The sequence below is a fragment of the Aeromonas sp. s11 genome (genome assembly GCF_040907945.1).
In the GTDB taxonomy this organism is placed as follows: domain Bacteria; phylum Pseudomonadota; class Gammaproteobacteria; order Enterobacterales; family Aeromonadaceae; genus Aeromonas; species Aeromonas veronii.
In genome coordinates this window covers 31,445-57,348 of the sequence record NZ_JBFOCU010000039.1, presented here as the reverse complement: position 1 = coordinate 57,348, position 25,904 = coordinate 31,445, and the positions used below count along the sequence as shown (strand labels likewise).

The 25,904-nt window shown below is 60.9% G+C and carries 23 protein-coding genes; 9 read left to right on the top strand and 14 right to left on the bottom strand.

The window, feature by feature from the left end:
- The first annotated feature begins 109 nt into the window (after positions 1 to 109).
- Positions 110 to 1,009: a DMT family transporter gene (locus AB5Y84_RS11185; RefSeq protein ID WP_040066692.1), complete on the top strand. Its 900-nt coding sequence runs from the start codon at positions 110 to 112 to the stop codon at positions 1,007 to 1,009.
- A 76-nt stretch (positions 1,010 to 1,085) separates the two neighbouring features.
- Here the strand turns inward: AB5Y84_RS11185 and AB5Y84_RS11180 are convergent, their stop codons facing one another.
- The 5 genes from AB5Y84_RS11180 to AB5Y84_RS11160 all read right to left on the bottom strand — a co-directional run bounded on the left by AB5Y84_RS11180 (position 1,086) and on the right by AB5Y84_RS11160 (position 6,950).
- On the bottom strand, positions 1,086 to 1,781 hold the full coding sequence (locus AB5Y84_RS11180; RefSeq protein ID WP_058056718.1) for a response regulator: 696 nt from the start codon (positions 1,779 to 1,781) through the stop codon (positions 1,086 to 1,088).
- Positions 1,782 to 1,784: 3 nt separating this feature from the next.
- Entirely contained in the window at positions 1,785 to 3,353 is a 1,569-nt protein-coding gene (locus tag AB5Y84_RS11175; RefSeq protein ID WP_021229142.1) for a sensor histidine kinase, read from the bottom strand.
- A 17-nt stretch (positions 3,354 to 3,370) separates the two neighbouring features.
- On the bottom strand, positions 3,371 to 4,921 hold the full coding sequence (locus tag AB5Y84_RS11170) for an NAD-dependent malic enzyme (protein WP_368176952.1): 1,551 nt from the start codon (positions 4,919 to 4,921) through the stop codon (positions 3,371 to 3,373).
- A 23-nt stretch (positions 4,922 to 4,944) separates the two neighbouring features.
- Positions 4,945 to 6,261 (bottom strand): 2-hydroxycarboxylate transporter family protein, encoded by a 1,317-nt coding sequence (locus AB5Y84_RS11165; protein WP_331378974.1) that lies wholly within the window; start codon positions 6,259 to 6,261, stop codon positions 4,945 to 4,947.
- Positions 6,262 to 6,779: 518 nt separating this feature from the next.
- On the bottom strand, positions 6,780 to 6,950 hold the full coding sequence (locus AB5Y84_RS11160; protein WP_162838752.1) for a hypothetical protein: 171 nt from the start codon (positions 6,948 to 6,950) through the stop codon (positions 6,780 to 6,782).
- A 298-nt stretch (positions 6,951 to 7,248) separates the two neighbouring features.
- On the opposite strand from AB5Y84_RS11160, the gene AB5Y84_RS11155 reads away from it, so the two are divergent.
- The 5 genes from AB5Y84_RS11155 (at position 7,249) to AB5Y84_RS11135 (ending at position 11,340) form a co-directional block, all read left to right on the top strand.
- Entirely contained in the window at positions 7,249 to 7,761 is a 513-nt protein-coding gene (locus AB5Y84_RS11155) for a MarR family transcriptional regulator (protein WP_005349886.1), read from the top strand.
- A gap of 1 nt (position 7,762) precedes the next feature.
- Positions 7,763 to 8,818 carry an HlyD family secretion protein gene (locus AB5Y84_RS11150; protein ID WP_043818894.1) on the top strand — a complete coding sequence of 352 codons (1,056 nt, stop codon included), beginning with the start codon at positions 7,763 to 7,765 and terminating at the stop codon, positions 8,816 to 8,818.
- Positions 8,808 to 9,905: a DUF2955 domain-containing protein gene (locus AB5Y84_RS11145; protein WP_368176951.1), complete on the top strand. Its 1,098-nt coding sequence runs from the start codon at positions 8,808 to 8,810 to the stop codon at positions 9,903 to 9,905. Before AB5Y84_RS11150 ends, AB5Y84_RS11145 begins: the two co-directional genes overlap by 11 nt.
- Positions 9,906 to 10,108: 203 nt before the next feature.
- The gene (locus tag AB5Y84_RS11140) at positions 10,109 to 10,837 is read left to right on the top strand and encodes a substrate-binding periplasmic protein (protein WP_368176950.1); all 729 of its coding nucleotides are present in this window, start codon (positions 10,109 to 10,111) and stop codon (positions 10,835 to 10,837) included.
- Positions 10,838 to 10,983: 146 nt separating this feature from the next.
- Entirely contained in the window at positions 10,984 to 11,340 is a 357-nt protein-coding gene (locus AB5Y84_RS11135) for an MliC family protein (RefSeq protein ID WP_042055249.1), read from the top strand.
- Positions 11,341 to 11,396: 56 nt separating this feature from the next.
- Here the strand turns inward: AB5Y84_RS11135 and AB5Y84_RS11130 are convergent, their stop codons facing one another.
- The 4 genes from AB5Y84_RS11130 to nrdD form a co-directional block, all read right to left on the bottom strand.
- Positions 11,397 to 11,789, bottom strand: coding sequence for a TonB family protein (locus AB5Y84_RS11130; RefSeq protein WP_213392354.1), 393 nt, complete (start codon positions 11,787 to 11,789; stop codon positions 11,397 to 11,399).
- Positions 11,790 to 11,965: 176 nt separating this feature from the next.
- Positions 11,966 to 12,136: a YqaE/Pmp3 family membrane protein gene (locus AB5Y84_RS11125; RefSeq protein ID WP_005338440.1), complete on the bottom strand. Its 171-nt coding sequence runs from the start codon at positions 12,134 to 12,136 to the stop codon at positions 11,966 to 11,968.
- 64 nt (positions 12,137 to 12,200) lie between these two features.
- Positions 12,201 to 12,710 (bottom strand): anaerobic ribonucleoside-triphosphate reductase-activating protein, encoded by a 510-nt coding sequence (gene nrdG / locus AB5Y84_RS11120; RefSeq protein ID WP_368176949.1) that lies wholly within the window; start codon positions 12,708 to 12,710, stop codon positions 12,201 to 12,203.
- Positions 12,711 to 12,810: 100 nt separating this feature from the next.
- Positions 12,811 to 14,928 (bottom strand): anaerobic ribonucleoside-triphosphate reductase, encoded by a 2,118-nt coding sequence (gene nrdD / locus AB5Y84_RS11115; RefSeq protein WP_042079841.1) that lies wholly within the window; start codon positions 14,926 to 14,928, stop codon positions 12,811 to 12,813.
- A 444-nt stretch (positions 14,929 to 15,372) separates the two neighbouring features.
- On the opposite strand from nrdD, the gene AB5Y84_RS11110 reads away from it, so the two are divergent.
- Positions 15,373 to 16,347 (top strand): ABC transporter substrate-binding protein, encoded by a 975-nt coding sequence (locus tag AB5Y84_RS11110; RefSeq protein ID WP_236325395.1) that lies wholly within the window; start codon positions 15,373 to 15,375, stop codon positions 16,345 to 16,347.
- An 82-nt stretch (positions 16,348 to 16,429) separates the two neighbouring features.
- Here AB5Y84_RS11110 and ligA read toward each other — a convergent pair whose 3' ends face one another.
- The 3 genes from ligA to AB5Y84_RS11095 form a co-directional block, all read right to left on the bottom strand.
- On the bottom strand, positions 16,430 to 18,436 hold the full coding sequence (gene ligA, locus AB5Y84_RS11105) for an NAD-dependent DNA ligase LigA (protein WP_368176948.1): 2,007 nt from the start codon (positions 18,434 to 18,436) through the stop codon (positions 16,430 to 16,432).
- 99 nt (positions 18,437 to 18,535) lie between these two features.
- Positions 18,536 to 19,705, bottom strand: a complete 1,170-nt coding sequence (gene zipA, locus AB5Y84_RS11100) for a cell division protein ZipA (RefSeq protein WP_040066671.1) — start codon at positions 19,703 to 19,705, stop codon at positions 18,536 to 18,538.
- A 15-nt stretch (positions 19,706 to 19,720) separates the two neighbouring features.
- Complete coding sequence (locus tag AB5Y84_RS11095; protein WP_368176947.1) at positions 19,721 to 23,095, bottom strand: AAA family ATPase; 3,375 nt, start codon at positions 23,093 to 23,095, stop codon at positions 19,721 to 19,723.
- A 214-nt stretch (positions 23,096 to 23,309) separates the two neighbouring features.
- Between AB5Y84_RS11095 and cysZ the strand changes: the two genes are divergently transcribed.
- Both cysZ and AB5Y84_RS11085 read left to right on the top strand, forming a co-directional pair.
- Positions 23,310 to 24,074: a sulfate transporter CysZ gene (gene cysZ / locus AB5Y84_RS11090; protein ID WP_005338455.1), complete on the top strand. Its 765-nt coding sequence runs from the start codon at positions 23,310 to 23,312 to the stop codon at positions 24,072 to 24,074.
- Positions 24,075 to 24,220: 146 nt separating this feature from the next.
- Positions 24,221 to 24,835 carry a trimeric intracellular cation channel family protein gene (locus tag AB5Y84_RS11085; protein ID WP_005338456.1) on the top strand — a complete coding sequence of 205 codons (615 nt, stop codon included), beginning with the start codon at positions 24,221 to 24,223 and terminating at the stop codon, positions 24,833 to 24,835.
- 85 nt (positions 24,836 to 24,920) lie between these two features.
- On the opposite strand, the gene AB5Y84_RS11080 is transcribed toward AB5Y84_RS11085, so the two are convergent.
- Together AB5Y84_RS11080 and AB5Y84_RS11075 are read right to left on the bottom strand one after the other, a co-directional pair.
- Complete coding sequence (locus tag AB5Y84_RS11080) at positions 24,921 to 25,172, bottom strand: hypothetical protein (protein WP_005338457.1); 252 nt, start codon at positions 25,170 to 25,172, stop codon at positions 24,921 to 24,923.
- A gap of 47 nt (positions 25,173 to 25,219) precedes the next feature.
- Positions 25,220 to 25,765, bottom strand: coding sequence for a DUF882 domain-containing protein (locus AB5Y84_RS11075; protein WP_005338458.1), 546 nt, complete (start codon positions 25,763 to 25,765; stop codon positions 25,220 to 25,222).
- Positions 25,766 to 25,904 lie beyond the last annotated feature (139 nt).

Sequence of the window (25,904 nt, the reverse complement as noted above, 5' to 3'; positions counted from 1 at the left end):
GGTACATCAGAAAGAGTTGTCTTTTCTGCTGGGTCATCTGTCTGTTTTACGCTACTTGATAATATAAAGACAAGGATAGACTTGGCCCCCTGTTAATAAGGAGCCTCTGATGCGAATCTTTTCCCCTCTTCTCTTTCCGCTGATGGCTGTGCTGATCTGGGCTACCAATACCGTGGTGTCCAAGGCGGCCGCCAGCGTGCTCGACCCCGCGGCTATCTCCTTCTATCGCTGGGTGATCGCCGCTCTGGCACTGACCCCCTTCTGCCTGCCGCAGCTGTGGCGCCGCCGTAGCGAGGTTCGCCCCTGGCTCGGCAAGCTGCTGGTGCTGGCGGCGCTCGGTATGGTGCTCTACCAGTGCCTCGCTTACTACGCTGCTCACAGCACTTCGGCCACCAATATGGGGGTGATCGGCTCCCTCATTCCACTGCTCACCCTGCTGCAAGGGGCGCTCTTCTTCGGCCAGCGTCCCGGCAAACAGGCACTGCTCGGCATGAGTCTCTCCCTGTTCGGGGTGCTCTGGCTGCTTGGCAAGGGCGAACCGCTTGCCCTGCTCCATAACGGCATCAACCCGGGGGATGGCATGATGCTGCTGGGGTCCGCCAGCTACGCCCTTTACGGCCTCTTGATCCGCCGCTGGCACCTGCCGTTTGGCCCCTGGCTCAACCTCTACATGCAGATCCTGCTGGCCGTACTGCTGCTGGTGCCACTCGCCCTCAGTGCCGACTCAATGGCGGTGCCAGCCGAAGGGTGGGGACTGGTGCTCTTCGCCGGGCTCGCCTCCTCCCTGCTGGCGGCTTACTGCTGGATGCGCGGCCTCGCCTGCATGGGGGCAGAGCGCACCTCGGTCTTTATGAACCTGATGCCACTCTGTACGGCACTGATAGCCGTCGTCGGCCTGGGCGAGCCAATCCACGGCTATCACCTGCTGGGTGGCGGGCTGATCCTGGGCGGGGTGATGGCCTCCCAGCTGAAGGGGCGTGCACCGGTAGCAGAACGGGAAGCCGCCTGAGAACCAACATCGTCCAGAAACAACAAGGGAGCCCATGGCTCCCTTGTTGTTTCTGCAATGCACACCAGTGCGCATCTCAACCGGCCCGGCGCCAGCGGTAGCGCCGCTCCGGTCGCCCCCGCTGACCATAGTTGAGATCCACATCCACCCGGTCTTCCGACTCCAGATATTCCAGATAGCGGCGCGCCGTGGTGCGGCTGAGGGAGAGTCGCAGCGCCACCGTGTCGGTGGAGAAGACGCTCTCCGGCTCACCCGCCAGCAGATCCAGTACCTGACGCAGGGTGATGCTGTCGATCCCCTTGGGGGTGACGCGCATCTCCTTGATCTGGGAGCGCCCCCCCTTGCCCAGCAGCTTGTCGAGATCTTCCTGCTCCAGCCGACCCCGCTCGCACAGACGGCTGTGCAGTTGCAGGACCTCATCCAGACTCTGCTGGATGCGAAACAGCCGCAATGGTTTGATGACGTAGTCATGAACCCCCAGGTTGAGGGCCTGCTGGATGGTCTCCACATCCCGCGAGGCAGTCACCATGATGACGTAGGCTTCGCGGTTGTGGCTGCGCAGGCGGCTCACCCACTCAAGGCCGGAGCCATCGGGCAGGGAGACATCCACCAGCAGCAGTTGGGGCACCACACCGGCCATCATGGCATCGGCCTGGGCCAGGGTGCCGGCCCGCCCCAGCAGGGAGAAACCGGGTGTCGCCGCCACCAGTTCTGACAAGATGGCACCGATCCGATCGTCATCTTCAATAACAAGCGTGATTATTGGGTCCATGGCTCACATTAATTGGTTTTTATTCAAGTAGATACCAAACAGGGTGGTCTGCTCGGCGGTTCGCCGCCATTCTATCACACCCTCGTGCCGACCCACGGTCTCCTTGACCAGGAACAGACCCACCCCGTGATCGCCGCTCTGGCGACTCACCCCGTAATCGAACAGGTGATCGGCCAACTCCTCGTCGACCCCTTCGCCGCTATCCTCCACCTCGATCACCAGTCGCCGCCCCACATCGCACAGAGAGAGCAGCACCCGCGGCGGCCGCTGCTGGCGGTTGCGCCAGGCCGCCTGCAGACCGTTGTCCAGCAGGTTGCCAATGAGGGTGATGAGATCGGCCGAGACCGAAGCCGGATACTCCGCCAGCGCCGAATCGGGATCGAGTTCCAGGGTCACCCCCAGCTCGCGAGCCCGGCTGAACTTGCCGAGAATAAGCCCCGCCACCGGCTTGTTGTCGATCAGCCGCAGCAGCTCCTGCAGCATGGTCTGGCACGCCTCATTCTCCTGCTGGATAAGCTCCACCGCCTGATCCACATGGCCCAGCTGCAACAGGCCGGAGAGGCTGCTCAGCTTGTTGGCGAACTCGTGGCTCTGCATCCGCAGCATCTCGGCGTACTGGCGCAGGTGGGTCACCTGCACCCCCAGACTGGCGGCCACCTCCGGACGGCTGAAGATCAGCAACCGCCCCGGCGCCTTGCCCTGCACCGCCTGCCAGCGGCCGACGAAAGACTCCCCCTGAATGGTGAAGCTCACTTCCCCACCCTCCTGCTCCAGACAGGGGGCAAGAGGTGGCACCAGCTCCGCCAGCGACTGCCCCTGCAGGGCATGGCGCCCGGTGACCGGCAGCCGCAGCTGATAGCTGGCGGTGCTGTTGATCATGTTGATATTGCCGCGACCATCGAGGGCAATCACCCCTTCGGTGATGTGCTCAAGTACCAGATCCTGCAGGGTAAAGCGGCGCACGATCGCCTCCGGCTCCAGATCGAGCAGGGTCTTGCGCAGCAGGTATTGCACCCAGAGTGCCAGCAGCAGGCCGCACCCCAGCACAGCAACGATGGCGCTGATGAGCAGGGCTACCCGCTCCATATAGATGCCCTCCACCTGCTGCATCAGGTAGCCCACCACCACGGCCCCCATGACGCGCCCATCCCCGCCCACCACCGGGGAGAAGCAGCGGATCGCCGGCCCCATGGTGCCCCGATCCTTGGAGCAGTAGCTGCGCCGCTCCTGCAGCGCGGGCCAGATATCCTCGCCGCGGAACTTCTGCCCCACCAGCTCGGGGTTGGGGTGACTGAGGCGGCGACCATGCTCGTCGGTCACCACCATATAGGTGGCGTCGGTACGGTTGCAGACCGCCTCCACATAGTCGCGCAGGGTAGGATCACTGCCCTGACGCAGAGCTTCGACCACCCGGGTGTCCGCCGCCATCACCCGTGCCAGATCGCTCCCCTTATCCTGCAAGTTGCTCTCCAGCAGATGACGGATAAAGAGGGCCAGCAGGCTTCCCAGAATGAGGATCAGCAGCAGGGAGAGCCCAAGAGAGAGGGTGACCAACTGGTGGCGAAGTTTCATGCACATACCTTAAAACGTCAGGACGCTGCCCAATAGTGCGGATGCCACCAGGTCTGGTCAATCAAAGGTGCCGGATCGCCGACAAAATCGGCCAATCCTTCCTCGCGGGCGCAGAGCGCCACCGCTCTGGCGACGGCGCGGGCCACCTCTCCCACCTGTTCGATCGGGGGTAGCAGCCGACCCGCCACCAGCGGATAGGCGCCAACCGCCCGCACCGCGGCCAGCAACATGCCATCACTGATGCGGCGCGCCTTGACGGCGCAGGCTCCGAGACCAATGCCCGGAAAGACATAGACGTTATTGCACTGGGAGACTACCCGCCGCTCCCCCGTCACCGTCACCGGCGCAAAGGGGCTGCCGGTGGCCAGCAGGGCGCGGCCATCTGTGGCGGCCCACACCTGCTCGGGGGTAGCCTCGGCACTGCGGGTCGGGTTGGAGAGTGGCAGGATCACCGGCTGCGCACACACATCCCCCATCGCCTGCAACACCTCGCCAGTAAAGAGGCCGCCCTGACCGCTCACCCCGATCAGCACCGCCGGGCGCACCTGACGGATGGTCTCCAGCAGCGAACTGCTCCCCTCCTCAACAGCGCGGGCAAACGGCTGTTGGGCACGAGTCAAGTTGGGACGATCGCTGCAGACCACCCCATCCTGATCAAACAGCCAGACGCCGTCGTGACTCCCCGCCAGCTGGGCCAGCATGGCGGCGATGCCGCAACCGGCAGAGCCCGCGCCGACGATCAGCACCGGGGCATCGCACAGGGCTGTACCCGCCTGCTGCAACCCGGCCAGCACGCAGGCGGAGGCAACCGCCGCCGTGCCCTGAATATCGTCGTTGAACATGCAGAGCTCGTCCCGATAACGGGTCAGCAGGTTGGCGGCATGCTTGCCTGCAAAGTCTTCAAACTGCAGCACCACCTGCGGCCAGCGCTTGCGAATGGCGGCTACCACCTTGTCCATGAAGTGGTAGTAGCTCTCGCCGTCGATGCGCGGGGATTGCCAGCCGAGGTAGGAGTCATCCTCCAGCAGCTCGGGGTTGTTGGTGCCTACATCGACACAGAGCGGCAGGGTGCGCGCCGGATTGATGCCGCCAGCAGCGGAGTAGAGCGCCAGCTTGCCGATACAGATCCCCATGCCGCCGATACCGAGATCACCAAGCCCCAGCACCCGCTCACCGTCGGAGATGACGATCACATCCACCTCCTGCTCCACCGACTCGAGGATGTCGTCAAGATCATCCCGGTCGTGCCACGAGAGGTAGAGGCCGTGGCTGCGCAAATAGAGGTCGCTGTGGCGCTGACACGCCTCCCCCACCACCGGGGTGTAGATGATCGGCAGCAGCTCCGGCAGGTGGTGGCGTACCAGATCGTAGAACAGCACCGGGTTGTCCTCCTGCAGCTGACGCAACAGCAGATGCTGGTCAAACGGGCTTTGCATGGCGCTGACCAGCCGGTAGATCCGCCGCCGCTGCTGGGAGAGGGACTCCTCCTTGTGGGGCATGCGACCCCGCACCCCCTGACGCTTGCGTTCTGCATAGGGCAGGCTGGTACCCATCATGATGTCGTTCATCTTGTTTGTTCCTCAATCCGGTATCAGGCAAGCAGGGAGATAAGGGCGGTGGCCAAAATCAGCATCACGGCACCGCCAAGGCGAGAGGAGATCTGGGCAAAGGGCATCAGCTTCATGCGCTGGGCCGCCGAGAGCACGGCTACGTCGCCGGTGCCGCCCATGTTGGCCATACAGAGTCCGCCGGTGATGGCCGCCTCGATGGGGTAAAAGCCGATCATCCGGCCCACCAGCGCCGCGCCGAGGGCGCCACCGATCACGGTGACCATGACCAGCACGAAGTAGCTGATGGAGAAGGCGCTGATGAGCTCGGGAATACTGGTGTAGGCAACACCGATCCCCACCAGCAGGGAGGGGGTCAGGTTGCTCACCACAAACTGATACCAGTCGGCTGCCGCCTGCTCATAACGGCGCGGCAGCAGGCCACTCACCTTGATAAAGGCAACCGCCAAAATCATCAGGGCGAAGGGGTGCATCGGGATAAAGTTGCCAAGCAGGGAGCCCAGCACAAACATGCTGGAGCTGATAAAAAGCCCCATACCCAGACTCTGCAGGGTCGGCGCTTCGGCCTGCTCGTCAGCAATGCTCTGGCTATTCTCTTTGACCATCAGCTTGCCGTTGCCAGTCAGGGAGGGATAACGGCGACCAAGGCGCGCCAGCAGGGAGCCCACCAGAATGGCCAGGGTATTGGCGATCACCACCGCCGGTACCATGCGCGACAAGAGATCCGCACTGGACATCTGCATCGGGCCGGAGAGGATCTCCACCAGGGGCACCGCACCGGCGCCCATGCCACCGCCCATGATGGGCAGGCCGATCAGCAGCACCGCATTCTTGAAGCCATACCCCATCAGGGAACCGACCAGCCCCACGCTCAGCAGTGCCAGCGTCACGCCGCCAAGAATGACCGGCAGGTAGCGCATGGCGGCATTTTTCAGCAAAGCGCCGCTCATACCGAACACAGAACCGGTCACCAGACTGGCGATAAAGAAGTTGAGAAAGCCTCCCTCCTTCATGAAGTTGGTGATGACCTGCCCCGCCTGCACCGGCAGCAGCTGGTATTCGAACAGGGCGGCGCCGCCAAAGATGGCGAGGATGGTGCCGCCCCCCAGATATTCACGGATCGGCATGATCCGCTCCCCCAGCTCGGTCAGCAGGGTGCCCAGCACGAACATCAGCGCCAGCGCACCGACCATGCCCAGCGGCAGCGAGCCATTCCAGCCAGAAAAGAGAACACAGGTCGCCAACCCCAGAAATATAAAGAGCGGCATACCCGCAATTTGTTGGCCGCCCATAAAGGCGGCCTTTTCTTGTGTGGTTTGTAGGGGGGAGAGGTTTTTCATTGTTATGTACTCTGCGTGTGATTGTGGCCGCTACTTTATTGATCCCCCTCGCCCCTGTCGGTTAGCCAGATTGCAAAGCCATATAAAAACATTAAAAACTTAAACATCATGGTGTCGCCAACGCGTGCTGCACAATAGAACACCAGACCATCGATGCCCTGCTCGACCAGGAAATAGGGCGATAAAACGAGCGAACCCAATGATGGATATTTGGGTGATCAGCAGTAATAACGATGCGATGATCTCTCCCCCTTAGGGGAAATAACAGAGCCAGATGACAAGCTCTGCGACCATTTATCGTCACAGCTCCTCTGAGTGATAATCAGCGGGCCATGTCATCACCATGACGCGAGTGCCACGACGTGCCACATCAGGGTTTGAGTCGGCGTGCAGGAAGCACGCACGATGAAAAAGGGTGAGGAGAAAGATGCAAAAAGGGGAGATTGAAATAGTGATGAGTCAAGCCAGCGAATACCAGAGCACTGGCTTGAACTCACAAGGATCACACACGGTCAGGTCTATTCTGCCAACAGCAATGGAATATTGGCGGGGTCAAAATCATGACTGATATCGGTACTTCTGATAGCGCCTTCCCGATTCACGCCATGGTGTGACTCTGCACCATATTCCCCATCACTCAACAGCGCTTCAATTGCCAGATACACACATCCACTGTCATATCCATCCACAACCCGTTTCCCCCTTGTTTTATAACCCCATCAATATTAGCGGATAAAAAAAGAGCTGCTCGCTGAAGCTGAAAATTTCATGAAAATAACCACCGGATATCCTCCATTCACGGCGTAATATCCGAATCGGCAAGAGAGCCTCGAGTGGATCAGCCCCGAAAATAATATCAGGGGCTCGAATGCTGCTAACTCGCACCAGCGAAAGATCCGACCAGAAACATGATCCGCATCACACTATTTACTTAGCCTGCTAAACAAGTATGATGCTTAGCAGGCTAAGTACATTGAGGATGAGAAGATGACGGATCTGGAAAGGTTGCGCGAGCTGTCGCTCGCCGAGCAGATAGCGCGGATGCACCGGCTATGGCGTACTGCCGCCGACCTGGAGCTGGCTCCCCTTGGCCTCACCCATCCCCGCTGGACCGCGCTGTGGAAACTCTCCCGCATGGGGAACCATGTCAGCCAGAAGACCCTGGCCGAAGCCCTCGAGATAGAGCTCCCCTCCCTGATGCGCACCCTGGGCCAGCTGGAAGAGCAGGGTCTGATTGAGCGCCACTGCTGCAGTCAGGACAAGCGGGCCCGCATCGTCTGTGTGACCCCGGCCGGCCAGACCCTGCTCGATCAGATCGCCGACCGCATCATGAATATCCGCCGGGAGCTTCTGGGGGGCATCGACGAGCAGACCCTTCAGCTGTTTGAAGCCACGGTGCAGCGGATCTCGGCCAACGCCCTCAGCAAAATTGAACAACACCACGACCGACAAGCCGGAGGCGATACAAGCCCTCCCGAGACCGACACAGAGAGAGAATAAGATGACTCCGGATCAACAATTTACCCGCTGGATCAAATGGTCCATGGCTGGCTTTGCCACCTTGTTTGCCTATTTTCTGATAGCCGACCTGCTGATGCCCCTCACCCCTCAGGCGATGGCGACCCGGGTGGTCACCAAGCTGGCCCCCCAGGTGAGCGGCAAGGTGATCGAGGTCGCCGTTCACAACAACCAGCAGGTCAAGAAGGGGGATCTGCTGTTCAGGCTGGATCCGGCCCCTTTTGAACTGGCAGTGGAGCAAGCCCGCCTTGCGCTGGCGCAGGCAGAGCAGCAGAACAGTGAACTGGATGCCGCCCTGACCGCCGCCGTTGCCGAGATCAACGCCAAGGAGACCCTGGCCAGCCAGAAGTGGCGCGAGGCTGAGCGGATCGATGCGCTCTACCAACGTCACATGGTTTCGCTGCAACAAAAAGATGAGGCTGACAGCGCCCTGCGCAGCGCCCAGGCCAACCTGCGCGCCAGTCAGGCCAAACTGGCCCAGATCAAGGCCAGTCGTGGCGTGACCGGTGAGGACAATCTGTTGCTGCGCCAGGCCCGCAACAAGCTGGCGCAAGCGCAGCTGGCCCTCTCTTACAGCCGGGTCCACGCGGATCAGGATGGCACCATCACCAACCTGCAGCTCAAGCCGGGCAGTATCGCCAGCGCGGGCAGCCCGCTGCTGGCGCTGGTGTCGGAACAGGTCGATGTCATAGCCGATTTTCGGGAGAAGAGCCTGCGCCATGTCGGCGAGCAAACCCGCGCACTGGTCGCCTTCGATGGCGAGCCGGGTCAGCTCTATCCTGCCCGGGTAAGCAGTCTGGATGCCGGAGTGAGTGCCGGTCAATTTGATGCCAATGGTCGACTGGCCGCGCCGGTGGAGTCGGATCGCTGGGTACGGGATGCCCAGCGGATGCGGCTGCACCTCGAGCTGGAGCAGCTCCCCGATCATCTGCCAGCCGGGGCGCGGGCCACAGTGCAACTGCTGCCGGACAATGCCCTGACCGCCATGCTGGCACGAGGCCAGATCCACCTGCTCAGCCTGCTCCATTATGTCTACTAACCACGCCACTCACCCGTCGGCCAATACTGCCCCAGCCCACCCCGTCGGTGGTGCTGCCACTCACCTCTGGTATCGGCCCCTCACCGGCAACGAGCTGCGCCAGTGCCTGCGCATCGCCTTTGGCTGCACCACGGGCTTTCTGCTCTGCAAGCTGTTTGGCTGGAATTACGGGGTCTTCTATACGGTCACGCCGGTGCTGCTGCTGGGAATGGTGCCGGTGATGAATGGCCATGCCGCACGCCAGCTGATCGCGGCTGCGGTGGTCTGTGGGGTGGAGGTCGGGCTGCTGGGGGGACTGTTTGGCAGCCATCCGGCGCTGATGACCCCCATCGCCTTTCTGCTGTTTCTCTACCGCTTCGCCGCCATGTCGCGGGGCAGCCTGTTTCTGTTCGGGGCCAACGGGGTACTGAGCCTCAGCATCATGCTGCACTTTGCCAGCTATCCGCAGACCGACCTCAACGACCTGATCCTCAACAATATCTGGGCGAGCGTGCTGTCGGTGCTGATCGCCTATCTGATGACCATGCTGATCCCGGATGTGGAGGCCAGACCCAAGCCCGCCTCGGCCCCCAAGGCGCCGCACCGGATGCGCCATGAAGCCCTGCTGGGAGCCACGGTGGCCACCCTGTCGTTTCTGATATTTCAGGTGTTTGACCTGCGCGACTCCATGTCTGCCCAGGCCACGACCCTGCTGGTGCTGTTCCCCATGCACTGGAACGGTGCGCTGAGTTATGCCCGTAAACGGGCGATGGGTACCTTGCTGGGGGTCACCTTCGGCTTGCTCGGCCAGCTGCTGCTCTATGACTGGTCAGGACAACTGCTGCTTGTCGCCCCGCTACTGTGGCTCGGCGCCATGCTGTTCAGCCATGCCCACGTCAAGGAGGCGGGCGGCTCGGGGGTCGGCTTTGGCGCCCTCACCACCCTCGGCATCCTGTTTGGCCAGTACCTCACCCCGGGCAACGATCTTGTGTTCAGCGCCCTCTACCGGGTGAGCAGCATACTGTTTGCCATCGTGGTCACCCTGTTGGCCTGCTACCTCGTCCACCGGTTGCTCAACCGCTTCGAGGCGACCCGCTTCGGTTATTGATTTCCTGTTGTAAGCACTGTTGTCAGCCCATGGATGAGCTCTCTTTCGCCCCGTCGCCTGCCGGGGCGTTTTTTCTCTCCCTCGTGTGCCTCCCTTGCCATCCCCCCCGCCGCCACAGCTCAGAAGTACGGCTATGCTTGTAAGGCTGCTGTCGATGAGGTGTACCTATGGTTCCGTTGTTAAAAAAATGGCTGGTTTGTCTGATGCTGTTAGCTACCAGCCCGCTCGGGGCCACCCCGCTCGTCATTGGTGCCGAAGATGACTGGGCCCCCTACTGCGAGCGCGACAAGGACTATGAGGATGACCAGCCCCACGGACTGGCGCCTGAGCTGGTCAAGGCGGTGTTCGCCGCCGAAGGGATTGAGATTGTCTTTCGCACCCTCCCCTTCGCCCGCTGCATGCACGATGCGAAAAGCGGCAAACTTGCGGGATGCTTCAACGCCACCATCACCGAAGAGAACCGCTACCAGTATCATTGGCACGATACCCCCATGTTCGAAGAGGATCTTGCCATCTTCGCCCTTGCCAGCGACCCGCAACGGGATCTCAAGCTCACCTCGCTGGAGGGCAAGCGGGTGGGCATCACGCTCGGCTACACCTACCCTACCGATTTTATGGAGAACCCCAGAATCACCCGCTTTCAGGCCAAATCCGATGCCCAGACCCTAGAGATGCTGGTGCGCGGCCGAGTCGACTACATCCTGATGAACGGCATGCCGGGCTACCTCAAGATCCAGCAGAAGCAGCTGACCGGCAAGGTGGTCAAGGTTGGCAAGCTCTCCACCGATGGCTTCTGGCTCGCCTTCTCCCGCCACCACCCGCAAGGGGAAGCGCTGGCCAAACAGTTCGAACAGGGGCTGCAGAAGATCAAAAACAACGGCATCTATGAGACGCTGATCCGCCAGTTTGAAACCAGACTTGGCCTGCACTGATTGACACTACCTTGCTGATAAGGGCATCCCCCTCATACTCGCGCGGTATCCCGGACAGCCAGCGACGCACCGAATGGCCCCGCTGATTGCACAATAACGGCAACCTGTTAGGCTCACGCCCGTATGACACCAATGGAGCTGTAATCATGAATAAGGCACATATGATGGCCGCTGGTGCGCTAGCCCTCGGCCTGCTCGCTGGCTGCAATCAGGGCAATACCCTCTCAGTCACTGGTGGCGAACCGGTCAGTTACCAGTGCGAGCAGGGCAAGAAGGTGCAGGTGCGCTACTTCTCCCTCTCCGACGAGAGCCTCAACTTTATCAAGCTGTCACTGCCGGACGGCAAGGATTACACCCTGCCCCAGGCCATTTCGGCCTCCGGCGCCCGCTATACGGACGAACATGAGGCCGTCTGGTGGAACAAGGGGGATGAGGGCTTTGTCGAGCTTCGGGATCAGGATGGCGAGTGGCAGACCGCCTACAACGACTGCAAACAGCAATAAACGTGACCCCGGCCTGGCCGGGGTCTCTCTTTCTCTGGCATCAGAGTGATGGGGGATCAATTGATCTCGATTTCGAAGCGGTTGGTTACCTCGACCGGAATGGCATCCGGGTTGCCCTCTGCCGGGCTGTAGCGGATCCGCGAGAGGGTCGCCAGCGCGCTCTGTTCCAGCTCGCCGGGGGGCTCGGCCGCCACCACTTCCGGCTTGACCGGCGTGCCGCTGGCGTCGATTTGATAGCGCACTTCCACATACCCCTTGACCGGTTTGGCCGGCAGGACGGGCTCGTCATTTCCAAGCCATGACCACTGCTTCTCCTGAACCCAGTAGCTGGACAACTGCTCGAGAGGGATAGCGATCGGAGCGCGCTCGTGCGCTACCTCCTGACGGGATGAGCACCCCAGCAACAGTGTCACTGCCAGACCTGACCATACTGCGACTTTCCACTTCATGTAACGCTCCTTGTTCTCTGCCGGTGCTTGTTGCCGGACTGCAGGGCGCTCAACGCGGCCCGCTTGGTCAGTCACCCATCCTAACGAAAAAGTATTCGTATGAACATGAACAAAAGGGCCAACCCCGAGAGGTTGGCCCTTTTATCGTCAATAAGCTCACTAACCAGCCGCTGGCATCAGCCGCGCTTGTCGCTCACCACCAGCCAGAGCGCATGGACCATGCCCGGCAGACCGCCCATCAGGGTCAGCACTATGTTGATTAAAAAGTGCAGGCTAAAGCCCACCTGGATAAACGCGCACACAGGGGGCAGGAAAATGGCCAGCAGGATCTTGAGCAGATTGTTCATCTCGGCTCTCCTTTTCAAAAATGTCGTCAGGATTGGAATGGGCTAACCATAAACATCCCGGACTTCAACTGCAAACCAGACAGGGAATTCGCTCACCCGCATCACGCCAGGCGTTGAGGTCGTGGATCTGCTGATTGCTGCTGCCACGCCAGAGCAAACCGGGATCCGCCAACGCCTTTTCAAACTTGCCATCCACCAGCACATCCAGCAAAGCCACCAGCTCACGCTGGGCCTCTGACAGCTCGCCGAGCAGATAGCCGGTCCAGCACCAGATATCCTTGCCCGGACACTCGGCGCGCACCCGTTTCACCAACGCCAGCACGTGGGGCACGTTGGCAGGGTGGAGCGGATCGCCGCCGGAGAGCGACAGACCTCGCCGTTTGATGCGGCTGTCGTTGAGGTCGCTAATGATGCGATCGCTCATCGCCTCATCGAACGGCTTGCCGCCATCGAGCCGCCAGGTGCTCTGGTTGTAGCAACCCGGGCACTGGTGCTCACAACCGGAGACAAACAGGGTGGCACGGGTGCCGGGGCCGTTGATCACATCGACCGGGTAGTATTGGTGGTAGTGCATCGCTTGTTTCCTGCCTCGTTCACGGGAAGGCGGCATGGTTGCCGCCCTCCAATGAAAATGGCCCCTTGAGTCAGGGGCCAGCTCTTCATAGCCTGTGCGCTTACATATGTTTGACGCGGCGCTTCACCTCTTCCTGCTTGCCCGCATTGAAGGGGCGCGCATCCGGGCTGCCGAGGTAGCCGCAGACACGGCGGGTCACCGACACCTTGGCCGGGTCATGGTTACCGCAGCGCGGGCAGGTAAAGCCCTTGGAGGTGCACTCGAATTCGCCGGTAAAGCCGCAGTCGTAGCACTCGTCGATGGGGGTGTTGGTACCGTAGTAAGGCACCTTGTCATAGCTGTAATCCCAGACGTTTTCGAGCGCTTCCAGGTTGTGCTGGATGTTGGGGTACTCGCCGTAGCAGATGAAGCCACCGCTGGCGATGGGCGGATAGGGCGCCTCGAAGTCCAGCTTGTCGTACGGGTTGACCTGCTTCTCCACATCGAGGTGGAAGCTGTTGGTGTAGTAACCCTTGTCGGTCACGCCGGATACCACGCCAAACTCCTTGGCATCGATGCGGCAGAAGCGGGTGCAGAGGTTCTCGCTCGGGGTGGAGTAGAGGCTGAAGCCGTAGCCAGTCTCCTCTTTCCACTCATCGATGGCCGCCCTGAGACGGGCGATGATGGCGATGGCTTTCTGTTGCAGCTCGGCGCTGTCAAACAGGTGCACCTTGTCACCAAACAGGGCGTTGATGGTCTCGTGAACTCCGATATAACCGAGGGAAATGGAGGCACGACCGTTCTTGAAGATCTCGCTGACGTTGTCGTCTGCCTTCAGCCGCACGCCGCAAGCCCCTTCCATATAGAGGATCGGAGCAACCCGTGCTTTCACCCCGTCCAGACGGGTGATGCGGTACATCAGCGCCTTCTTGGCGACCCGCAGGGAGGCATCGAGACGATCCCAGAAGTCCGCTTCGTCACGGGATTTCAGGGCAATGCGCGGCAGGTTGAGGCTCACCACACCCAGGTTGTTGCGACCTTCGTGGATCAGCTCGCCATTCTCCTCGTAGGCACCGAGGAAGGAGCGGCACCCCATGGGGGTCTTGAAGGAGCCGGTCACTTTCACGACCTGGTCGTAGTTGAGGATGTCCGGATACATCCGCTTGGAGGCACACTCCAGCGCCAGCTGCTTGATGTCGTAGTTGGGATCGCCCTGCTTGTGGTTGAGGCCATCCTTGATGGCGAACACCAGTTTCGGGAACACGGCAGTCTTCTTGTTCTTGCCAAGGCCGGCGATGCGGTTGCTGAGGATGGCGCGCTGGATCATCCGCGACTCCCAGCTGTCCCCCAAGCCAAAGCCGAAGGTGACGAACGGCGTCTGGCCGTTGGCGGTGTGCAGGGTGTTGACCTCGTACTCCAGCGACTGGAAGGCGTCGTAGCACTCTTTCTCGGTGCGGGCCATGGCGTAGGCTTCTACGTCGGCAATGCCCCACTCTTCGGCCACTTCACGGTGTTTCTGCCAGCTGATGGTCACATAGGGAGCCAGCACTTCGTCGATGCGGTTGATGGTGGTGCCACCATAGATGTGGCTCGCCACCTGGGCGATGATCTGGGCGGTCACGGCCGTGGCGGTGCTGATGGATTTCGGAGTATCGATCTCCGCATTGCCCATCTTGAAGCCATGGGTCAGCATCCCTTTCAGATCGATCAACATGCAGTTGAACATCGGGAAGAAAGGCGAGTAGTCGAGATCGTGGAAATGCAGATCACCGCTCTCATGAGCCTGAACCACATCACGGGGCAACATGTGGCTGGTGGCATAGTGCTTGGCGACGATACCGGCCAGCAGGTCGCGCTGTGTCGGGATCACCTTGGAGTCTTTGTTGGCATTCTCGTTGAGCAGGGCGGCGTTGGTCTGCTCGACCAGACCGCGGATCTCCTGCGCCAGACGGCCGCGCGCCTCGCGAGCCTGATCCCTGTCGTGGCGATATTCGATATAGGCACGGGCGATGGCCTTGTCGTCGGAAGCCATCAGGTGGTTTTCGACCCGGTTCTGGATCTCGTGGATATCAACTTCACCACGCCCTTCCAGCTCCTGACTCACTGCATTGGCAATGCGGGAGGCCAGTGCCGGATTGGCCTGATTGACCGCTTCCGCCGCACGGCTAACCGCCTCTGCAATCAGCTGGGCATTGAATGGTGCGCGACATCCGTCACGTTTGATCACAACCGGTTTCATGAATTTTCCCCGTTAAAAGGCCAGGCATTTGCCTCTGGCTCACCCTTGTTGGGCCCCCCTCCCGGCATCTCGTCCTGGACGCAAATAAATTCAGCCGAGGCTTGACAAGCCTGGGCTGAAGATAGGAGGGGAACAGCTTATACACAGCTTAATAACACAACATATAGGGATTAAAAACGAATGCGTCCCTATATGTGGTGTCTATTAGGCACCAAAGCGAAGCCTCATTTCTTGATCCAGAACAGGTTTTTCAGCGAGCGGGACAGTTCACGACCAACCGAAAAGAGCTCCATTCAAACCCAACCTCAAGCAGGGTGCGGGCTGGCGTCCGATCCGCCCACCCGAAAAAAATCGCCCCCCGCCGCACCGGTTTCGAGATGACAGCGTCAACCAAAACCGCCCATACTGAACAAGAACTCTCTCCCCCTCGACAAGGGACAACTCATGCGCACCTCCCTGCTATTGCTACTGCTATCCACCCTCTCTCTGCCGCTCTGGGCCGCCAACATTCTGGTGATCAGCAGCTACCATCCCGAATACCTGTGGGACCAAAGCTACAACAAAGGGCTGCTCGATGGCTTGCAGGGGGAGCACAAGATCACCCACTTCTATATGGATACCAAACGCCATCCACGGGAGAAGTTCGACGAGATCGCCCAGCAAGCCATCGCCTTTTATCTGAAGAACAAACCGGATCTGGTAGTACTGGGGGATGACAACGCCATCAACTATCTGGCCAACGAGATCGCCTCGCTGGGCACCCCGGTGGTCTTTCTCGGCATGAACGAGAATCCGCGCCTCAAAGGCTTTGTCGGCCACCCCAAGATCACCGGCGTGCTGGAGCGCCCCCTGCTCAAGCGCAACATCAGCGAAATAAGCCAGATGATGGGGGGGCTCGACAAGGCGCTGGTATTGTTTGATTCCAGCAATGTGGCCCTCACTGCCATTGAGGATGAATTCAAGACCCAGACCGAGCTGCGAGTCGGCCAGACCCGGATCAACAGCCAGCTGATGGGGGATTACAGCCTATGGCAGGAGGCAGTGCTCAACGCCAAGAAGAACGGCTATCAGGCAATCTTCCTCGGCCTCTACCACACGCTGGTCGATGACAATGGCAAGCATGTGAGCGAAAAGACGGTGCTGGAGTGGACCAGCGCCAACACGCCGGTGCCGATCTTCTGTTTCTGGGAGTTTACCGTCGGCAAGGGGATGGCCATCGGTGGGCTGGTGCTGGACGGCCACGATCAGGGGATACAGGCAGCCAGCCTCATCAACACCATACTGGCGGGCACCCTGCCCCGTACCATCTCCCCCCGCGCGGCCCTGCGCGGCGAATATGTCTTCAGCAAGAGCGAGCTGGCCCGCTGGCAGCTCACCGTGCCCGACAAATGGCGCCACAAGATCCTCTGGCGTGAGTGACCGCCGAAACAAAAAAAGAGAACCCGGCCATGCCGGGTTCTCTTTTATCGAGTGCTGCGGTTAGCAGGCTTGGTGAGGGCTATCAGCCCTGCAACGCCTGTTGCAGCTCCTCTTCGGTCCAGATGGTGATACCGAGCTCTTGTGCTTTGGTCAGCTTGGAACCGGCCGCCTCCCCCGCCACCAGCACATCGGTCTTGGCAGATACAGAGCCCGCCACCTTGGCCCCCAGCGCCTGCAGCGCCGCCTTGGCGTCGTTGCGCGACAAGGTGGTCAGGGTGCCGGTCAGCACGAAGGTCTTGCCGGCAAAGGGTTGCTCCGCGGCCTCTTTCTTCTCGATGGCCGGCCAGTGGATGCCGGCAGCCAGCAAGGCTTCCAGCACCTCCACGTTGTGGGGCTGACGCAAGAAGTAGTAGACATGCTTGGCCACCACATCGCCCACATCGGCCACTTCGAGCAGTTGCTCCACCGAAGCTGCGCGCAGGGCTTCCAGCGTGAGGAAGTGGTTGGCAAGGTTGAGCGCAGTCGCCTCCCCCACTTCGCGGATCCCCAGAGCAAACAGGAAACGCGGCAGGGTGGTGCTGCGCGCCGCATCGATGGCGGCTACCAGATTGAGGGCCGATTTTTGCCCCATCCGCTCAAGACCGGCCAGCTGGATGGCACTGAGGCTGAACAGATCGGCGGGGGTCTTCACCAGCCCCTTGTCCACCAGCTGCTCGACAATCTTGTCGCCAAGGCCGTCCACATCCATGGCGCGACGGGCAGCGAAGTGCTTGATCGCCTCCTTGCGCTGCGCCTCGCAGAACAGGCCGCCGGAGCAGCGGGCAACCGCTTCCCCTTCCAGCCGCTCCACCGCAGAATCACAGACAGGACACTCGGTCGGGAAGAGGATCGCGCGGGCATCGCTTGGGCGCTGCGCCTCCACCACGGCGACGATCTGCGGGATCACATCCCCTGCCCGGCGCACGATCACGGTATCGCCAATCATCACGCCGAGGCGCTCAATCTCGTCGGCGTTGTGCAAGGTGGCGTTGGAGACGGTCACGCCGCCGACAAACACCGGCTTGAGCTTGGCTACCGGGGTCACGGCGCCGGTGCGGCCGACCTGAAACTCGACGTTCTCAAGCAGGGTCATCTCCTCCTGCGCCGGGAACTTGTGGGCGGTCGCCCAGCGCGGGGCGCGGGCCACAAAGCCCAGCTCCTCTTGCAGAGCGATGGCATCCACCTTGTAGACCACGCCGTCGATCTCGTAAGGGAGCTCGCCACGGCGGGCCAGAATGTCGTCGTGGAACGCCTGACAACCGGCGGCCCCCTCTTTGAGCTTCACCTCTGGACTGAGCGGCAGCCCCCACTCCTTGAGCTGGGTGAGACGGCCAAAGTGGGAGTCGCCTAGTTGCTCGCCACCAACACCGACACCGTAAGCGTAAAAGCTCAGGGGACGGCTGGCGGTGATGCGTGAATCGAGTTGACGCAGGCTGCCGGCGGCGGCGTTGCGCGGGTTGACGAACACCTTCTCGCCCGCTGCCAGCGCCTTGGTGTTCATCGCCTCAAAACCGGCCTTGGGCATAAAGACTTCGCCACGCACCTCCAGCCGATCGGGCCAGCCAGAGCCCCGCAATGCGAGCGGAATGGCCTTGATGGTACGCACGTTCTCGGTGATCTCCTCACCGGTGGCGCCATCGCCCCGGGTGGCCGCCTGCACCAACTGACCATCCACATAGAGCAGGCTCACCGCCAAGCCGTCGAGCTTGGGCTCGCAGCAGAAGGTGAAAAGCACGTCACGCTTGAGGCGATCGCTCATGCGCTGTTCGAACGCCTGCAACTCTTCGCTGCTAAAGACGTTATCCAGACTGAGCATGGGGATCTCGTGACGCACCTGACTGAACGCCGTCAGCGGCTGGCCACCGACCCGCACGCTGGGGGACGCAGGGGTTTTCAGCTCGGGGTGGTCAGCCTCCAGCGCAATCAGTTCGCGCATCAGGCGATCGTATTCAGCATCCGGCACTGTGGGGTTATCCAGCACATAGTACTGATGACCATATTCGGTAAGCAGTTCACACAATTGACGGTGGCGGGAGAGGGTGTCGCTCATGAAAAAGTCTCGAAGTGTGATTGAACATCCGGCCGGGGTAGAAACAAAAATGCGGTACCAGGGTACCGCACTTTTTCTTCACTCGACCCGCATGGCGTATTAGTCGCGACTGGCCTCGTAGGCAGCCAGCTCGTGACGGTAACGGGCAATGGTCTCGTCGCTCAGCGGGCTGCGATCCATATCTGTCAGCATGGCATCGAGATCGCTGGCCAGCTGATCGGCAGCCTGCAACATATCCTCGAAGGCAAACGCGGCATTGCTGCGCAGCGGCAGTTGCATGAACAGGGAGACACCCGGCGTGGTGAACTGCTCCATCCGGTACGGGTTGAAGGTACCCGGCTTGACCATGTTGATCATGGAGAAGAGCACTTCACCCTTGCCGTTGGGATCTTCGTGACGGTGGAAAATATCCATCTCGCCAAACTTGAAGCCCAGCGCCATCAGGGATGAGAGCAGGGTCGCACCTTGCAAGTCGTGACCCGGACGGCCCATCAGGTTGATGACATAGACATCCTGCCAGATCTTCTCGACCGGCTGGGGCGCCATGCGCGGCTCTTCAACCACAGGTGCAGGTGCCACATAGGCCGGCTCTTCATAAACAGGCTCGGGAGCCACATGACGGGGCTGCGGCTGATATTCCGGCTCGGGTGCACGGACCGGTTCGGCACGAACGGTGTCGGCGGTACGGACTGTCTCTGCACGGGCACCAAAAGTCGGGGCGGTCGCGTAAGCGGGCTCGACCAGCGGCTCGTCATCCAGCGACTGCATCATGGGCTCGCGCTGGGGACGGGAACGGTAGACCGGGGTACGACGATTGACCTGAGCTGGTTTGCGCACCGGCGCGGCGGGCGCCTCGTCGATCTCCTCGGGCAGCGGTTCGTCGAACGCTTCCTCCTCTTCATAGACAGGAGGCGGCGGAACCGGGCGGGCAGCAGGCTTGCGCACTACGGGCGGCGGCAGATCGTCCTCGTCATCTTCATCATCAAAGGCGGGGACGGCAGGGCGACGACCGAGTTCCGGCTGGCGGCTCTCTTCACTGCGCAGCTTGGGCTCGGCACGACGGCCACCACTGACCACACGTACCTGGCCGATGCCATCGCTGTCGAAGGCGTCGTTATCACGATCCCGCGACTTGGAGTCCATCCGTCCAATCGGTTTCTCTTTGATCGGTGCCTGACGATTCTTTTTGTTGCTCCACAACCCGTGAATGAGCAATGCCGCAATAGCAATACCGCCCAGGGCAACCAAGATGTAACGCAATTCCTGCATTAGCTGCTTCTCTTTCTAGTTTTGCTCAGCCAAAGCGACGGCTTCACCGATATCGACCGACACAATGCGAGAAACCCCGGGCTCTTGCATCGTGACGCCAACCAGCTGCTCAGCCATCTCCATGGAGACCTTATTATGACTGATGTAAACGAACTGTACTGTGCTCGACATCTCTTTGACAAGAGAACAGAAGCGACCGACGTTCACTTCATCGAGCGGTGCATCCACCTCATCCAGCAGACAAAAAGGTGCTGGGTTGAGTCTGAAGATGGCAAAAACCAGCGCAAGCGCGGTTAACGCCTTCTCCCCCCCGGAAAGCAGGGCAATGGTAGCATTCTTCTTACCCGGAGGTCTCGCCATGATGCTCACTCCGGCCTCCAAAAGATCATCGGAGGTGAGCTCAAGCCAGGCACTGCCCCCACCGAACACTTTTGGAAACAGGGATTTTAAATCTTCGTTGACCTTATCGAAAGTGTCCCGGAACCGTATTTGTGTCTCTTTATCAATTCTTTTAATGGCTTGGCTCAAGGTTTCCAGCGCTTGCTCGAGATCCTGGCACTGATTTTCAAGATAGGTTGCCCGGGTTTTCGCCTCTTCGTACTCCTCCAGCGCCGCCAGGTTGATGGCGCCGAGCGCCTCCACTTGCGCCTCCAGAGTCTGGATCTCCTGCCGCAGCTTGCCGCGATCAGCGGCGATCAACACCGCCTGATCGAGATCCACCAGTCGAACCCCCAGCTCTTCAAACTGCTCATGCAACCCCTGTCGACGGGTGAGGTTGCGTTCGCGCTCAAGACGCAGGGTTGCCAGCTTCTCTTGCAACGTCACCAACTGCTTGTGATCGGCACTTCTGGCCTGCTCCAGCTCACCGAGCTGGCGCTCCAGCTCCGCAAGCCGTTGATGGCAGGCGAGCTGCTGCGCCTCAAGATTGCGCTGCTCGGCCAGCAGGGGCGCCAGATCCGGCACTGCTTCACTATCCGGCCCTTTCAGCCCGGCCAGCTCCAGCCCAAGCCTCGCCAACTCCTCTTCGCCCAGGGTTATGAGTTGGCGCAAATTGCCCAACTCCAGTTGCAAACGCTGGCAGGCCGCTTGTTGCTGCTCGCGGCGCGCACGGGCCTCGTCGACCGCCCGCTCGCAGCGGGTCAGCAGCTCCTGAGCGAGCTGCAACCCTTGCTTCAGCGGCTCCCCCTGCTCCTGCAACTCGGCAAGGCGTGCCTCATCGAGTTCCAGTTGTTCACGGGCGCTGGCCAGTCGCTCTGCCTCTTCGGCCTGCTCCTGATCAAGCCGGATCAGCTCTTCGCCGAGCTGACCGAGCCGCTGCAACCGCTCCTGCCGCTGACCCTGTTGCAGGCTCCAGGCTTCGCGCAGTTGTTGCCATTTCTGCTCTTGCTCGCGCAAGGTTCGCTGCGACAACTCCTGCGCACTGGCAAGCTGGGCGCGCCGGGCATCGGCTGAGACAAGTTGCTCGCTCAGCTGTGCCAGCCCCGCGGCAACCTTCTCCTGCTCGGTATGCAACCGCTCACGCTCACCCAGCAGCGCCATGGTGCCAAGCGCCGCGCCCTGTCCCAAATCTGCCCAGTTTGGCCCCAGCCAGTCGCCAGCAGGAGTCAGTACCGACTCACCGGCCGCAAGGCTTGGCTGGCGGGCCAATGCGGCCTCCCGGCTCTCGACCAGCCAGATGGCATTGAGGAAGGCGGGAATATGCTCGCCGCCCAGTTGCGCCGCCAGCGTACCGGCAACCGCCGGTTGCGCCGGGCCAATCCAGAGCCCCTCTTGCGCCAGATTGCACTCGTCCGCCGGCGTTGCGGTGAGCCAGCGACCCAGCACCTTGTCGAGTGCCTGTGCCCACTCGGGGGCAACCTGCAACCGGTCAGCCAGAGTCGCCCCCTCCATCTGTTCGCCGAGGATCTGATCCAGCGTCGCCAGCCGCGCCTCCAACTCCCGTTGCAGGCTCAACTGCTGGCCATGCAGCTGCTTGAGTTGTTCATGGGCGTCGACCGCCTGTGCCAGCTGCTCGGTCAGCTCGCCATTGGCCGCCCGCGTCAGCTCCAGCTCACCACTCAGGGCATCGAGGGCCGGTTGCAGATCGTCGGCCTCTGTGCCGAGGGGGCCTGCGCGTTCATCTTCCAGTTTGAGGCGGGCCAGCCGGGTCTTGGCTTGCAACTCCTGCAAACCACCCAACCGGGTACGGGTCTGGTTGAGCTGCCCCTGCAACCCGGCCAACTGTTGCTGCCACTGCTGCTGGCGCAAGCGAGCCTGTTCCAGCTGCTCGCTGGCCTGCTGGCGACCCTCCTGCTGCTCGGTGAGCAACTGCTCACACTGCTCCAGCCGGGCGCTCTCCTGCTCGGCGCGCAATACCCCTTCGGTCAGTTGATCCTGCTGGCTGGCAAGCTGCGCCTTGCGGGTAGCAATCCGCTCGCCCAGCGCCTCTGCACGGGCCTGCCAGTCGCGCCCCAGTTCACTCTGGTGCAGTTGCTGTTGTTCGAGGCGGGCGATGGCTTGCCCACCGAGAAAAATCTGTTGCTGACGGCTCGCCTGCTCGGCTTGCGCCTCTTGTCTGGCGACCGACAGGGTGACGTGGCGCCCCTCATCGGCGGTGCGCTTGGCATCGAGCGCCGCCAGCGCCCGCTCGGCCTGCGCCAGTTCGGTTTTGGCCTCGCCAAGGCGCGTCTCCAGCGCCCACAACTCGGAGCCGATCAGCTCGGCGCGAGCAGCGCGCGAACGACTCTTGATCTGTTTGTAGCGCTCGGCCGTTTCGGCCTGGGCTTTGAGGTGGTCAAGGCGCGAGCCCAGCTCGCCACGAATATCGCCGAGGCGCTCCAGATTTTCCTGGGTGTGGCGAATGCGTTGCTCGGTCTCGCGGCGCCGCTCCTTGTAGCGAGAAACCCCGGCGGCCTCTTCCATAAAGAGCTTGAGATCGGCCGGACGTGACTCCACCAGTCGGCTGACGGTGCCCTGCTCGATGATGGCGTAGCTGCGGGGGCCAAGACCGGTGCCGAGGAAGAGGTCGGTCACATCCTTGCGGCGGCACTTCTGGCCGTTGATCTGATAGTGGTTGGAGCCATCGCGCAGCACTTCGCGGCGCACCGAAATCTCGGTAAAGCGGCCGAACTCGCCGGGCACCCGGTTGTGGGGATTGTCGAACACCAGCTCCACCGAGGCGCGCCCGTGCGCACTGCGATTGATAGAGCCGTTGAAGATAACATCGGTCATGTTCTCGCCGCGAAGATGGCGGGCCGAGCTCTCCCCCAGCACCCAGCGCACCGCGTCGATCACGTTGGATTTGCCACAGCCGTTGGGGCCAACCACAGCAGTCATATCTGCCGACAGTTCGATGCGGGTCGGCTCGACGAACGACTTGAAGCCGGCGAGTTTGATCAGTTTCAGACGCATGGCGACCTGTATCAGTGGCTAAATAAAGAGGAGGCGGGCAGGCGATTTTACCAAATCCAGACCCGGCTTTGTTTGTAATATGCAGGCATCATCCCCATTCAATGCCCGATTTTCAGTCGCCACGGCACGAAATAAGGAATAGTCGGCGACTTTACCAAATCAAAGGCTTGTTTGTAATATGCTGGCAGTTCTCCCATGCATAGATGGAGCTCACATGAGCCAATCACCCCATATGGTCAAAGATTCAATCAGCGGTGCAGACTACTTTCTGCGCGGTTTTTCCCTCATTCGCCAACCGGGCATCCGCACCTTTGTGCTGATCCCCCTGCTGGTCAACTTCGTGCTGTTTGCCGGGGCCTTCTATGCCCTGCTGCTGCAACTGGACGGCCTATTCGCCTGGCTCCATCAGCAGATCCCCGCCTGGCTCGACTGGCTGGACTACCTGCTGTGGCCCATCGCGCTCATCACCATACTTGTGGTCTTCTCCTTTATCTTCAGCTCGGTTGCCAACTGGGTAGCCGCTCCCTTCAACGGCCTGCTGGCGGAGAAGGTGGAGCAGATCCTCACCGGTCAGCCCGCCAATGACAGCGGCATGCTGGATATCGTCAAGGATGTGCCACGCACCTTCGGCCGCGAATGGACCAAGCTGAAGTATTACCTGCCCAAGGCCATCGGCTGCCTGATCCTGTTTCTGATCCCTGTGGTGGGCCAGACCCTGGCGCCTGTGCTCTGGTTCCTGTTCAGCGCCTGGATGATGGCGATCCAGTATGTGGATTATCCGTTCGACAACCACAAGATCGACTTCATCACCATGCGCGACGCCTTGAAGCAGCGCCGCGGCAAGTGCCTCAGCTTCGGCGCTTTGGTGACCCTCTTCTCCGCCATTCCGGTGGTGAACCTCTTCGTGATGCCGGTCGCCATCTGTGGCGCCACCGCCATGTGGGTCGATCACTACCGGCAGGAGCAGTTGGGGCGCTAACCCTTGAACATTGATTAGAAAAAGGCACCCGAAACGGTGCCTTTTTCGCATTTATCATGAATTAAATTAATGCATGCATTCGATAGCTTGTCCCATATGACACGAGTTGGTAGGATTCTGGCCTTTCTCGTTCCCTGGGATATCTCATGTTACATGCACTCTTCTTGGTTGGCTTGGTGGCCGAAGGGATGACCGGCGCGCTGGCCGCGGGTCGGCGGCGGATGGATCTGTTTGGTGTGGTGATCATCGCCTCGGCGACGGCCATCGGTGGTGGCACCATCCGCGATGTGCTGCTCGGCCACTATCCGCTGCTCTGGATTGAACATCCGGAATATGTGCTGCTGGTTGCGGCAGCTGCGATGGCGGGTGTGGTCTCCGCCCCCCTGATGCGCTACCTCGGCAAGCTGTTCATGGCCCTCGATGCCCTGGGACTGGTGGTCTTCTCCATCTTCGGTGCGGCCCGTGCGCTGGATATGGGCCACGGCGCCGGTATTGCCTGCATCATGGCGGTGGTGACCGGGGTCTTTGGCGGGGTGCTGCGGGATCTGCTCTGCCAGCGCATTCCGCTGGTGTTTCGTCGCGAGCTCTATGCAGCCATTTCGCTGATCACCGCAGCGCTTTACTGTCTGGCGCTGGATCAGGGCTTGCCGACCAACTGGGCCGCGTTTGGTTCCATCGGGATCGGCTTTGTACTGCGGCTGCTGGCGGTTCGCTTCAAGTGGGGTCTGCCCACCTTCAACTACCAGTACGCGACCCACTGAGTACGCCAGCTTCTGGCGAGGCGGGTTGGATTGCGAGCAACAAAAAAGCGCCCGAGCGGCGCTTTTTTCATGGACGGTCTGCGACTCAGTTAATCCCTTCCGAGCTGAAGAAGGTCGCCTTGTCGGCGATAAAGCGGATCTTGATGTTCTTCCCTTCCCCGCCCCAGAGGCAGCTGGTAGTGCCCAAGGCATCATCACAACGCTCCGCCTTGCCCAGAATGGTGCTGGCCTCGGCGTAACTCATCCCCATCTTCAACTGGTCGTAATTTTCACGGTTGAGCTTGCTGCAACCGGTCAACAACAGGGCGATCAGGCCGCCAATCACTATCTTTTTCATCGCTATCTCCTCTCTGGTGGGAAGAGCTTGGCAGCTTGCCATCCCCTTTACCAGCTGCGCACCGGGCCGGTATCGAGGTGAACGAAGTTATCACGGGGATAGTAACCAACCCCACCCACCTTGAGCTGGAGCGCAGCCTTGCGCAGATGGGCCAGCTGTACGCCGGGGATCCGCACATCCACCGCCTGCCCCAGGGTGTGGTAGCTGTGCTTGGCCACGCCGCGGCTCTTGTGGCGCTTCTGACGATTGGTTGCCGGGGCGCGATAGCCGGAGATCAGCTGAATTTCACTGCGCCGACCCAGCTTGTGCTGCAACAGAAACAGTTGATCAAAAAGCTTCTTGTCGATGTTGAACACTTCATTGCGCCGGTAATCGCGGAAGATGTGGTTGAGCTCGGCCAACCCGTCGCTCAGATAGTGGCCATTTTCCCAATAGCTGGCGCGCACCCGCTCGCCGGTATTGAGATTGAAGAAACTGAGTTCACGCCCGGTGGTACTGCGGCTGGCCAGTGCAGGGAAGGAGATCAGCGAGCTGCCCAACAGGCAACCGGCTCCCAGCAACAGGCGACGTCGACTTATCTCTTGTTCCAGCATAAGGGGTTCGTCCATCGCAGATTCAAGCGAAAATAGTTGAATAAGATCACTGATTGAATGTGATACAGGCGCTTGAAACTACCCTCCGGCGGGGGGCCCTGTCAAACCTCAATCGCCCATAGAAAAGCCCGGCACAGGC